The organism is Eubacterium ramulus ATCC 29099, from assembly GCF_000469345.1.
GTDB lineage: Bacteria > Bacillota > Clostridia > Lachnospirales > Lachnospiraceae > Eubacterium_I > Eubacterium_I ramulus.
The window spans coordinates 1-12,923 of sequence record NZ_KI271077.1 but is presented as its reverse complement, the minus strand read 5'-3'; the positions used below and the strand labels follow the sequence as shown (position 1 = coordinate 12,923).

Sequence of the window (12,923 nt, the reverse complement as noted above, 5' to 3'; positions counted from 1 at the left end):
ATTTTTCGTGCAGATTCGAAAATTATTCCTGCAAAGTTTTTCTTATGCACTTCTTTCGTGCAGATTCGAAAATCTTTCCCTCAAAATTTTTCCTATGCACCTCTTTCGTGCAGATTCAAAAATCTTTCCCTCAAAATTTTTCCTATGCACTTCTTTCGTGCAGATTCGAAAATCTGCGATTTTCTCATTGTCCGGCATTCGCCGTACAATCCGTCAGTGCTTCATACATGCTTTTGCAAGCAAGCTTTCAACGCATGTCCGAATCACTTCCTATCTGCACTTCTCAAAGCTAACGCTAAAACTGTTTCAAAAATCTGTCGTCATTTTCGTAAAGCAGACGCATATCGTCGATTTCATATTTTAACAGTGCGATACGCTCCAGGCCTACACCAAACGCAAATCCGGAATATTCCTTTGGATCAATGCCACTCATCTCAAGTACGTGCGGGTGAACCATTCCACAACCAAGAATCTCAATCCATCCTTCACCTTTACAGAAACGGCATCCTTTTCCACCACATTTGAAGCAAGTCACGTCTACCTCAGCACTCGGCTCTGTGAATGGGAAATGATGTGGACGGAATTTTACTTTTGTCTCAGGTCCGAACAGCTCTTTTGCAAACTCCTGCAGTGTTCCTTTCAGATCTGCAAATGTAACACCTTTATCGATAACCAGTCCCTCAATCTGATGGAAGGACGGAGAATGAGTTGCATCTACTTCATCGGCACGGAATACACGTCCCGGTGCGATCATACGGATCGGCAGTTTGCCCTGTTCCATCACTCGAACCTGTACCGGAGATGTCTGTGTACGAAGTACAATTTTGTCATTGATATAGAATGTATCCTGTTCATCTTTGGCCGGATGATTTGCCGGAATATTCAGTGCCTCGAAGTTGTAGTAATCGTACTCTACTTCCGGTCCTTCTACGACTTCATATCCCATACCAACAAAGATACGCTCAACTTCTTCCAGGGCGATGGTGTTCGGATGACCATGACCTACACGGTTTTTCTTTGCCGGAAGTGTTACGTCAATGACTTCTTTTTTCAGTTTATGTTCCAACTCCAACGCTTCCATTTTCTTTTTGGTTTCTTCTAATTTCTGTTCGATGGCTGCTCTTGTCTCATTTACCATCTGACCAACCAATGGACGCTCTTCCGGGCTGACATCTTTCATTCCTTTTAATACTGCAGTAAGCTCACCTTTTTTCCCGAGGAATGCAACACGGACATCATTTAATCCGTTTAATCCTTCTGAACTTTCGATAGAAGCAAGCGCTTTTTCTCTGATTTGCTTTAACTTGTCTTTCATCTCTTATCTCCTTTTACTTATTCATAAATGTATCAGATTGTTCTGTTTTATCATTTTGAGAAATATTGATTACACGGATTGTTCCGTGCTTTGCACTTCCACAATCCCATAAAAAAACGTCCCTTCACAAAGAAAGGGACGAAATAATTCCGCGGTACCACCCGACTTTCCGACATACATCGGACACTCTGATGCGTAACGTGCATGACCCGTCTGTCTCTACTGGACCCGTACGGCATTGCAAACCGTACATTCCCTGTTCAAAACAGCAGCTCCGATGGGAAATTCAGCAAATGTCTTTCCTTAAATGTACTCTCAGCCAACATACATTCTCTCTGTAATCCGATCATCTGCCTACTGACATCTTCTCAGCTTTTGTAACCTGGATTCTATTTCTCCGGTACAGTATACTATATACAGCATCCGGACAATAAATCAAAAACAGAAAGATTTGAAAATATACATATCTCCAAATCAAAACTAGAATTTATTCTAGCATAGCTTTTTTAAAACATCAAGCGTTTTTATCCTGTTCCCGTTCTTTTTTTCTCTGTCGCGCTTCCTGGATCTCCACCAGAAGAATTTCAAACAGATTATTCACTTCTGCACACACCAGAAAAATGTACATACTGATGTACAGCCAGAACATCAACAGGAAGATCGTAGTCAGACTGCCATATAAGGAAAATCCGTTAAAATAATCAACATATACAGACAGTCCAAAGGAAAATACATACCATGCGGCAGAACATCCCACCGCTCCAATAAGCTGGCTTTTAAACGTTGCAGTCCGGTTCGGCAATACTTTATAAATAAACATAAAGAATACGATCAATACAAAAAACAGGATCAGCAGCCGCAGTTTTAAAATGATATCCGTTACTATGGACAGAATTGGTGCATACTGTACGAGCATATTCTGGATTTTCCGGCCAAATACCAGAAATACCATCAGTAAAATGATGACAAGCACGAGGATCAATGTCTCGATCATTGCCCGGAAACGCAGTACAAACCAGTTTCGGGTCTCATCGGTATCGTATACAATATTCAGACCGTAACGAAGACTCTGAATCGACTTTGCAGCAGAATACACCGCAAAGATCACTGCGATTGGAAGCATTTTGGCCGAATTTGTATACACTTCATTTACCACATTGATCAGCATCGGCGTGATCTTGATTTGTCCCGGAAGTACCATCTGAATCACCGACAGTACTGTACTCTCACTCACTGGTGTGAACCGCAGCAGCGACAGAAATACCAGTAAAAACGGGATGGCTGACATGATGATAAACAGCGCTGCCTGTGCTGCGTAGGCACCAATATTATCTTTTTTCAGTTTTTGTAAAAAGAACCTTATCAAATGCTTATAATCCATAAGTTCTCCCCTTTTGTATCCAAAACAATTGTCTTTTGAATATTCACATTCCGATAGAATATCAGATTTTTTACATTTCATCAAGTTTTTTATTCACCAGCTCTTGTATACAGTTCTGTTCCCGGGAAAAATGTTCCAAGTATCTCCACATATCCCTTGCCGTTTTTTGCCATGCCATCCGCACCATACTGGCTCATACCGATCCCGTGTCCCAAACCGCCTCCATAGAGCACATATATTCCGTGTTCTTCTGTATCAACCGAAAAAAATGCACTGGGAAGCATGTGGAAATTATGTGCAGAATTTCCGTTTTTATCTCTCAAAGTGGTACAAATGCTCCATAAAATATTCCGGATTGCATTTTCATTGTATACATGTGCAATACCGTTTTCAAAAGTCAGACGCAGATCTGTGACACAGCCGGATTCCGATCTTGCATCAATGCCAAGATCCGCTAGCGTTCCAAAAGATGTCAGATTCTCCGTTTGCACACCTGCGCCATCTGTCAGCACTACTTTTCCATCCCGGTGGCTGGCTGCCGTCTGTAATGCGTGCCGCAGTTTCTGCTCATTTCCTGCTAACTGCAACACAGCCCGCCATCGAAAAAAGCGGCTTTCACTGTCGTATGCTGTCACCTGGCCATCCCGCAAAAATATATCTGCAGATGATCCCATTCCTTCATTCTGTACAAGACTGTGAACCCCCAGATAAGGAAGTGCCTCCTGCTGCCATACTTCCAGACCGGTAGTATAACCACAGGACGTAGAAAAATAATAAACCGAGGCTATCATCCCCTGCCAGGTAAGAATTTGTCCGGCGGTAGCATACACGGCCTCCGTTGCCGCCGCATTTGCATTTTCCGGAAGGTATACCTGACAGTCAGTGGTATCGTCCACATCCGCATGATACATTTCATAAGCGGTTCCCAACACCTGTAACGCCGCATAGGTCCGGGCACAGACTGCCTGGGCTTTCAATGCTTCCGGTGCAAAGGATGCAGGCATCTCCCCAGGCACCACACCGCAGAGATAGTCTTCCATCCCAAGTTCATTCACAATCCAATATGTATTGCCATCTGCCTTTCGATATATATGCAGTTTTCCGGCATAAGTCCCCTGAACTGCTCCACCGGCATCTGTCAGACTTAATGTACCGCCATCTGTCGCTTCCACAACAGCTTCATCGACCCCGTTCTGTGCCATCCACGTACCACAGTCTGCTGCTGTTTGGGCTGCAACAACCGCCTCCACACCGGAAGCAGATGCTTTCCATGTGGTACTTCCCAATACATACACTCCAGCACGTTCCGGCTTCTGTCCATGATCCTGCGTCAGTAGAACCCGCACCGTCTCCGGAATTGTAATCAGTCCCACTTTCGTACCTGCGCTGTTCCCGGAAGCTGTTTTTTCCGGTGTTTTTCCCGCTTCTGCATCCGTCTGTCCCACTTCCTGTTTGATTCCCAGCAGTACCTTCCCCTGCACATACGCCACATAGTGTTTTCCATACTCCATCCGACAGCTTTGCAGATCACAATCATAATTTCCATTGTCTGCTATGATACGCTGTTCTCCGGGAACTTTTCCAAGATATTGTACTTCCACTTCAGTTACGGTATCTTTCACCTGAAGAGTATCCAGAAGCAGTTCATAGTACATACACCATTGCGCTCTGCTCAATATCGTTTCATTCTTTTTCACAGAGGTACTATCAGTTGTACTAAAATGGTTCTGCAGCTGCATCACTGCTTCCTCATAACATCCTTCTACCCCCAGCACACTGCAAATTTGTTGCAGATCAGCCACAGTCAGAACATCCCGGACTTTTGGAATCACCAACTTCCGTGTTTCCTCCGGCGTCAGATATGCTGCCTGCAGATAACCTGCCAGTTCCGACGCATAAACCTCCTGATGAAGCTCCGTTGTCTGCTCCTGCTTTTCTTTTTCTTCCGCTGCTATCAAAAAGATTCCTGCAATCACAGCCATACTAAGGAAACACAACAGAAGCACCTTTCGACGCTTTCTTCGTTTTTTCTGTTTTTCCAGATATCTTCGTCCTGGCTGTCTGCAATCTGTTTCTGTTCTCATACACCTGTCCCCTCCACGCAACATCATATGGCTGTAAAAGGGAAAAAAGAACCGGACATGATGTTATTCACACCATGTCCGGCTTTATCTTTTGTGATTCAGTTCTTTCATCTTTTGTAACGCAGACATATCTCTATGCCTTTATCTTTTGTAACATTTTTCAGTTTTCTCTTTTGTGATCCCAGAGTGCCGTTCCTGCAATTTTGACTCCTAGCAAAGCTAGGGGGGATTCCGCAATCGGTCTTCTGCCTTCCACTGCGAATTCGGTGGCCTGGCATCCAGCCGACAATTTAAGATTCCCAAAAAGAAAATGTAGGTTCAAAATAACAGGGTTCTCGCACACCCCAGGAATCACTTCCGCTACATCTGATTATACTTTACTATGTGCATCCTGGCAATAAAAAATTCAAATTTTTTTTAGAAAATTCTGGATTCCGACTTCACGTTCGTTTTGCCATATTCCTTATTTTTCCAGAGAAAAGGCATAAGGTAAAAGTTCACCTAAGGATGCTGTGCGCTGAATTCCTTCGCATCCCAGCATGAGCACCTGAAAATCCCGGGAACAAAACTCTGCCATCACCTGGCGGCAGACACCGCAGGGCGCTGTCGGCTGTTTGCTGTCACTGATAATAGCGATTGCTTCAAATTCACGAAATCCTTCCGAAACCGCTTTGAATATTGCGGTACGTTCTGCACAGTTTGTAGGACCATACGCTGAATTTTCGATATTGCACCCGGTAAATATCGTACCGTCTTTGCACCGTAGTGCCGCTCCTACATGAAAACCGGAGTAAGGAGCATAGGCCTGTTCTTTTGCTTCCTTTGCCTTCTGAATCAGTTCTGCGAACTCCATCTTATTCTCCGTCCTGCAACATTGCAATTGCACTGCTTGTACCGATCCGGCTGCATCCTGCACCGATATACAGTTCCATATCTTCTTTGGAACGGATACCGCCTGCCGCTTTGATCTTTACATTCGGTCCCACATGCTGCTTCATCAGTATCACATCCTCCAATGTAGCACCGCCGGTTCCGAATCCGGTTGAGGTCTTGATAAAATCCGCTCCGGCTTCTGTCACTGCTTCGCACATCCGGATTTTCTCTTCTTCCGTCAGATAACAGTTTTCAATAATCACTTTTAAGATCTTATCACCGGTTGCTTCCTTGAGCAGACGAATCTCCTCTGTTACCTGCGAATACTCCTGATTCTTTACCATACCAAGATTGATAACCATATCGATCTCATTCGCACCGTCTTCCAGTGCCTGACGTGTCTCTGCCAGTTTCGCCTCTGTACTTGTATTACCAAGCGGGAAACCGACTACTGTGCAAATGTTTAATTCCGGAAAATATTCATGTGCACGCTTTACATAGCTGCTTGGAATGCACACAGAAGCCATTCTGAAAAAACGTGCTTCCTGACACAACTGCTGGATTTCTTTCCAGGTTGTGACTGCCTTTAACGCAGTGTGATCCACAAATCTGTATAATTCTTCTTTTTTCATGTCTTTACCTCATTTTTACGAATGACTTCATGATAATATATTTTATACAAAAAATCTATACAAACTGATATTTTCAGAAATTGTTACAACAAAGAACCAGTTTTCTTCCGTTTCCGGGAAATAATCACCATAACTTATAAACTCCTGCCCAGAACACATAGAAAATCCCGCAGATAACCAAATCTGCGGGACTTTTTTAAAAAGTTGGGTATGTTAATGTTTTGGAATACTTCTTCTTGGTGATAAAATCTGAAATCCGGTCTTTTTATATAGAGTTCCCATAATGCCATCCGGTGCAACCATAATAACAACGATTGCGATAATACCAAGTACAATATTTGACATACCAGGATAGTTATACATAATCTGTACGATGATTACATATAATACAGATCCAACGATCGGACCTTCCATGGTTCCCAGTCCACCAATGATAACAGCAAATGTCATAGCAATCGTCCAGTTGATGGAGAAACCTGTGGATGGATTAATATAAGCCGTCTGCATGTACTGTGCACCACCGATCAGTCCCATCATGAAGCATGCGATCACATAGCATTTCAATTTTGTTTTATAAAGTTCTACACCCATAGTCTCAGCTGCAGATGCGCTGTCACGAATGGCCATAAGCGCCAGACCGGTTTTTGTTCTCAGCAATCCAAACACAACCAAAACTGCGAGTACCGCAACAATCAATGCTGTGTAATATAACTGTTTATTAGACAGGGAAAATACTGTGCTGATACTCCAGTCCTGTGCATAACCTACAAATTTCCAGTTTGAGAAGAAAATATTTAATGCTTCTGCGATGATCCATGTTCCGATTGCAAAGTATACACCGCTCATCTTAAAGATTGCCGGAGATACTGCAAGTCCAAACAGTGCACAGATTACTGCACCGATGATGATCGCCAGATAAATATTTACACCATAGTTTACAGAAAGAATGGTCAATGAATAACCGCCGATTCCAATAAAAGCCTGCATACCAAGAGACAACATTCCGGCATAACCGCCAAGCAGGTTCCACATCTGGCTCATAGCCATATACAGACACATCAGAGTAATAATATTCAGCAGATACGTTGAACCGGCCTGCGGAATAATTACAAACATAACTGCGATAACCGCAATTAAAATGATCAGGTTCATTTTTTTCTTCATATTCGTCAGCCCCCTTACTTTCTTACCGCAGAAGCTGCGAACAATCCATTTGGTCTCAATGCCAGAATTACAAGCAATACAATGTAAGCGATCAGCATCTGTACACCGGATCCAAATACATATCCACCAACAATCTGAGCAACGCCAAGTACGATACCACCGATCAGCGTTCCGAACAAACTTCCCATACCTCCGATTACTACAACACCGAATGCAATGATCAGGTACTGTGTACCGGATGACGGATAAAATACGAATGTGGAACCAACTAACGTTCCTGCTATTGCTGTAATACCCATACAGATTACCATTGCAGCAGCGTAAGCCAGTTTTGTATTTACGCCCATAAGCTCTGCTGCCATTGTATCATCAGAGGTAGCACGGATGGCACGACCAAAGTTTGTTTTCTGCATTACCAGTGACAGACCGATGATAATAACACAAGCGATGATAAAACTTGTCAGATAACTTGCAGAAATAGATAATACGTCAGTAGTAACAACATTTTTGGATGACAGTGAGTTATTAATGGACTGGTTGTCCGCACTGAAGATTTTCAGCATCAGGTTGGACAGAAAAATGGAAAGTCCGAAGGTTACCAGCAGTGCCGGTGCCTCACCTTTATCCATAACCTTATTAACAAGGAACTGCTGTATCACGAAACCAAGTACACACATAACGACAACAGATACGATAACCGATACGATCAGATTACATCCAAGCGCTCTTGTCATAACAAGTGAAATATAAGTACCAAGAATCATCAAATCTCCATGTGCCAGGTTGGTCAGTCCCATAATACCGAAAACCAGAGACATACCGATACCAATCATGGAGTATAATCCTCCCAGGAGGATACCTGTAACAATACATTGAATCATAATTTCTCAACTCCTTTGTCTAACATGATCAGTGAGAAAATGTATTAATACCGAAGTAAGCATCATTTACTTCATCTACACTTAACTCTTTAGATTTACCCTGCATTACAATTTTTCCTTCCAGAACCACATATGCGTAATCAGAGGATTTCAGTGAACGGTTTACATCCTGCTCAACGATCAGCATGGTCAGTCCGGTGTCAGCGATCTCTTTCAGTTTTTCATAAATATCATTGATAACAACCGGCGCAAGTCCCAAAGAAATCTCATCACAGAGAAGAATCTTAGGCTGTGTCATAATTCCACGGCCAATAGCAAGCATCTGTCTCTGTCCACCGGAAAGGAACGTTGACATCTGATTCGCTTTCTCTTTCAGGATCGGGAACAGTTTATATACATTTTCCAGTCGCTGCATACGTTCGTCTTTCTTTGCAAGGTAGGCACCCATCAGAAGGTTATCCTGTACGGTCATTCGCTCAAAGCAGTGACTTCCTTCCGGAGCCATGGAAAGACCAAGGCGTGCGATCTGATTTGGTTTCTTGCCCGCAATATTCTGTCCGTCAAAAATAATATCTCCTTTTGTCGGTTTGTTGAGTCCACAGATAGTATTCATAATTGTGGATTTTCCGGCACCGTTCGCTCCGATCAGGGATACGATGGTACCAGGTTCTACATGAATTGATACGTCTTTCAGAGCAAGGAAATCTCCGTAATGAACATCAATATGATTTACTTCTAACAAACTCATTCGTCGTCTCCTCCTCCCATATATACTCGTTTTACTTCTTTGGAATTCATAACATCCAGTGGTTTTCCTGTAATGACATCCACACCGTCAGCCAGAAGCATAACACGGTCGGTTCCTTCCAGCATGGTACGGATGATATGTTCGATCCAGATTACGCTGACACCTTCCCGCTTGATTTCTTTTACAAGATTGATAATCAGTCCTACCTCAGACTCTGTCAGACCACCACCAACCTCATCCAGCAGTAAAATCTTCGGCTCAGTAGCCAGTGCACGTCCGATTTCGAGACGTTTACGATCTAACAGTCCCAGTTTTCCTGCAAACAAATCCAATTTATCATCTAATTTAATGATTTTCGCTACTTTAAGGGCCTTTTCTTTTGCCTGTGCTTCGGACATACCAGCTCCGAATACACCACCAACCATAATATTTTCAAATACGGTCATCTGTTCAAATGGTCTCGGCACCTGGAATGTTCTTCCGATACCGCCACGGCACCGCTCTGTCACACCCTCACTTGCAATATCCTTTCCATCAAAAATCATGGTACCACCGGTTGGTTTCAAAATACCGGTCAGGATGTTCAACATAACTGTTTTTCCTGCACCGTTTGGTCCGATCACACCAAGTACCTCATTCTCGCCAAGTTCAAAATTGATACTTTTTAATACATGGTTGCTTCCGAATGAGATGCTCAGGTCTTTTACCGTTAAGATTGCACTCAAAACCTTATACCTCCCTGTCAAAATTCTCTTATGAGAAGAATAACCGTCAGAAAACACATTACCTTTCCGACGGTTACCTCCTTTTGTCTAATCAGGATTTTTCCTGATCGTGTTCGTTACATTACTGAAGTCTGCATTACTTTAAAACTCTGAGTTCAGATGTAACCGGGCAATCCGGAACCTGTGTGTTTGCAATGATGTTCTGTGTCCATGTTCCATCATCATTGTATGTCCACTGACCTGTTACAAGGCTCTGAACGGAGTAATGTTTGTCATTATAGTTTACATTACCGATAATTGTATCAACATTAAGTTCATCTGCTGCTGCACAAAGTTTTTTTGTATCAAGAGAACCTGCATTTTTCAGTACGTTATAAAGGATCTCTACGTTTGCGTAATCATAACCTGCTGTAGCCGGTGCGTATTTGTCGCCTGTCAGCTCCATCCATTTATCACCAATTTCTTTACATGTCTGTCCTGAGATAGAAGAGGTATATGGATGATCCGGTGTCCACCAAACTTCAGAGCAAAGTCCGTCAGCCAGTCCGTTCGCACCTGCGGAGTCAACATCTTCTTTGAACAGTGTAGCTTTTGCAACAGTACATACCTTCGGCATATATCCGGAAGATTTCAGCTGTGAATAGAAAGTACCAAAATCAGATGTAAGCATAACGCCGACAACTGCGTCACAGCCTTCTTTTTTCAGGTTATTGATAATAGATGTATAATCTGTTGCCCCGGATGTATAAGCGCCCGGATCATATGCTTCGTAACCGTTGGAGTTTGCAAAATCAGAAATTGCGTTGATCATTGTCTGACCTTCTGTATCTGTTGCGTGCATTACACCGACTTTTCCGCCTGCGATGCCTGCTGCATCCCATGCATCCTTAAAGCAGGAAAGCTCATTCTCTGTATTGAATCCTGCATGGTAGCTATATTTGTAATCAGAAGTTGCCCATGCCTCATCCGGTGTATCAACAGATAAACATACAACGCCTGCTCTCTCACAAGCGGCTGCAACCGGAACTGTTGTATCTGCTGTATGAGATGTAATCATAATATCAATATTTTTGCTGGAAATCAGGTTGTTGGCTGCTTCAGATGCTTTTGTTGCATTAGACTCGGAATCGGCAACCACCAGTTCTAATTTCTTTGCTGTTCCATCAACTTCAATTCCGCCTGCCTCATTAATCTGATCCAGTGCATACTGTGTCATTTCCTGTGTACCGGCACCAAATGCTGCAAGTGCTCCGGTCTCCGGAATAACGATACCAACTTTAATGGTATCCCCTGATGAACCTTTGGATGCGCTGCCGCCGTCGCCGGAACCCCCGTCCCCGCTTCCACATGCTGCTAATGATCCGATCATCATTACGGACATTACAACTGCTGCAAGTCTTGCTAATCTCTTTTTCATATTTTTTACCCTCCTCTAAAAGATCTCTCTAGTATCCTTTCGGTGCCTACATTGTATCTGATTTTTGCACAAAAAAAAATCCGAAAAAATTCAGATTTTATTGAATTTATTCGGATTTCTAAAAAAAATATTAATTTTTTTCTGTTATATTTTATTTTTGCACAATTAAAAGTAGTTTTTCACTTCTTTATTGTTGTTTTTGCATATATTTTTGTGCTTCTTCTATAAATTTCTGTGCATTCAGTTCTCCGGCAAACAGTTTTTTGGTCAGATTCCGCCAACTGTCCCCTGTTTCCTGTGGAAGCTGGGAATACCAGTCCGGTGTGATCTTCTTTGCGGATGCAATCATCTCATTCAAATCTGATACCGGTTTGACCACATCACTTGTTTGCGGATATGTAAGATCCATAAGATTCTGATAGCCATATTCCGTCACATTGATTTCATTTACCTGTTGAGAAAATTCCATGCAGATTTCTGCCGCATCTTCTTTGTATTCAGATTTTTCATTGATGCAGATACCCGGTGTCAGGGAATGATTCATATCCATCAGATACTGACCGTATGTCTCATTATAAGTTTCCGTGCAGGACGGAAACTGTCCCACAAGAAATCCATGTTCTCCCATATTATGGATCAAATGATAAATGATTGCAGACTGATGTGAAAAAAGCACCGCTTTTTTATTGATAAAATTCCGAACAGCTTCTGCCTCCCCCGTTTCCATATAGTTTTCCGGAAACGCATGGTTTTGCACCAGCCATTCCACCTTCTGTGCTGCTTCAAGAAAAACCGGATCCATAAAATCAATGGTTCCATTCTCCCATTTTTCATATGCATAAGGATCTATCCTGTTCACAATCATTCCGTACAACATTTCTCCCAGATAGTTGTCCCTTTCTCCCAGTTCCAGTGCAGCATAGGAAGTATCATGTGCCGCATTATATGCAGCCACCTGTCTCACCAGCATCTCAAGTTCTTCCCAGGTCTGTGGAATCTGATCAATTCCAAGTTCTGTCATCAGACTCTGATTCCCATAAAGTACCTCGTATCCATCGGACAGACACGGAATGATATAATGCACGCCATCCTTATAGGGCTGAATATATTCTTCCTTAAATGGTGCCTGACTGATATAATCATCCACCGGCATACAGGCTCCTGCATCAAACAGATATCCCGGATAAGAGCCACCCCATACAAGAAAAATATCCGGAAGTTCATTGCAGATAAGTGCCACCTTCAGTTTATCCTTCAGCTGCTCGGTGGAATAAGATTTTACGTTAATATCATAACCGTATTTTTCTGCCAACGTATCCCATAAAAATACATAATAGGCACCTGGAACATTTTTGTCAAAAAATGTCCATACCTCAAGTTCTGCTTTTGCCGGTTCCTGCTGTGCTACACTTTTCTTCTGAGTACATCCTCCCAGAAATACAACTAAAAATACGGCGCTTAGCAACGCCGGCATCACTTTGCAGTGTAACTTTCTCATTCCCATTTTCGCACCACTCTCCCGTCTTATTATCCTTCACCTGCGCCATTCACAAAATACCATTTCAGGCTTCATGGTCCATTCTTCAAAAAATATCGTCCGCAACCCTATCTCTTTTATTTTACAAAAAAACTGTCGTATTGTAAAATGATTCTATGTAAAACTTACACATAAAGGAGACCAGCTATGAAAAGTCAACCATAAA

The 12,923-nt window shown here is 42.7% G+C and carries 11 protein-coding genes, 1 other RNA gene and 1 other annotated feature; all 12 genes read right to left on the bottom strand.

Features of this window, described 5'->3' with window-relative positions; translation table 11 throughout:
- Positions 1-295 precede the first annotated feature (295 nt).
- The gene (gene pheS, locus HMPREF0373_RS00800; protein WP_021737629.1) at positions 296-1,315 is read right to left on the bottom strand and encodes a phenylalanine--tRNA ligase subunit alpha; all 1,020 of its coding nucleotides are present in this window, start codon (positions 1,313-1,315) and stop codon (positions 296-298) included.
- Between the two features lie 131 nt (positions 1,316-1,446).
- Positions 1,447-1,694 (bottom strand) — a binding site (T-box leader).
- Positions 1,695-1,829: 135 nt separating this feature from the next.
- A complete protein-coding gene (locus HMPREF0373_RS00795; RefSeq protein WP_022035692.1) occupies positions 1,830-2,696 on the bottom strand; it encodes a YihY/virulence factor BrkB family protein in 867 nt (288 codons plus the stop codon).
- A gap of 89 nt (positions 2,697-2,785) precedes the next feature.
- The gene (locus HMPREF0373_RS00790; RefSeq protein WP_044962515.1) at positions 2,786-4,780 is read right to left on the bottom strand and encodes a SpoIID/LytB domain-containing protein; all 1,995 of its coding nucleotides are present in this window, start codon (positions 4,778-4,780) and stop codon (positions 2,786-2,788) included.
- 174 nt (positions 4,781-4,954) lie between these two features.
- A non-coding RNA gene (ssrS, locus tag HMPREF0373_RS16260) (6S RNA) lies at positions 4,955-5,134 on the bottom strand.
- A gap of 109 nt (positions 5,135-5,243) precedes the next feature.
- On the bottom strand, positions 5,244-5,633 hold the full coding sequence (locus HMPREF0373_RS00785; RefSeq protein WP_021737624.1) for a cytidine deaminase: 390 nt from the start codon (positions 5,631-5,633) through the stop codon (positions 5,244-5,246).
- A gap of 1 nt (position 5,634) precedes the next feature.
- Positions 5,635-6,285 (bottom strand): deoxyribose-phosphate aldolase, encoded by a 651-nt coding sequence (deoC, locus tag HMPREF0373_RS00780; protein WP_021737623.1) that lies wholly within the window; start codon positions 6,283-6,285, stop codon positions 5,635-5,637.
- 213 nt (positions 6,286-6,498) lie between these two features.
- On the bottom strand, positions 6,499-7,449 hold the full coding sequence (locus HMPREF0373_RS00775; RefSeq protein WP_021737622.1) for a branched-chain amino acid ABC transporter permease: 951 nt from the start codon (positions 7,447-7,449) through the stop codon (positions 6,499-6,501).
- 14 nt (positions 7,450-7,463) lie between these two features.
- Entirely contained in the window at positions 7,464-8,330 is an 867-nt protein-coding gene (locus HMPREF0373_RS00770; RefSeq protein WP_021737621.1) for a branched-chain amino acid ABC transporter permease, read from the bottom strand.
- A gap of 28 nt (positions 8,331-8,358) precedes the next feature.
- Positions 8,359-9,078 (bottom strand): ABC transporter ATP-binding protein, encoded by a 720-nt coding sequence (locus HMPREF0373_RS00765; RefSeq protein WP_021737620.1) that lies wholly within the window; start codon positions 9,076-9,078, stop codon positions 8,359-8,361.
- The gene (locus HMPREF0373_RS00760; protein ID WP_044962514.1) at positions 9,075-9,803 is read right to left on the bottom strand and encodes an ABC transporter ATP-binding protein; all 729 of its coding nucleotides are present in this window, start codon (positions 9,801-9,803) and stop codon (positions 9,075-9,077) included. Before HMPREF0373_RS00760 ends, HMPREF0373_RS00765 begins: the two co-directional genes overlap by 4 nt.
- 136 nt (positions 9,804-9,939) lie before the next feature.
- The gene (locus tag HMPREF0373_RS00755) at positions 9,940-11,220 is read right to left on the bottom strand and encodes an ABC transporter substrate-binding protein (protein WP_021737618.1); all 1,281 of its coding nucleotides are present in this window, start codon (positions 11,218-11,220) and stop codon (positions 9,940-9,942) included.
- Between the two features lie 187 nt (positions 11,221-11,407).
- Entirely contained in the window at positions 11,408-12,724 is a 1,317-nt protein-coding gene (locus HMPREF0373_RS00750; protein WP_021737617.1) for an ABC transporter substrate-binding protein, read from the bottom strand.
- Positions 12,725-12,923: the final 199 nt, after the last annotated feature.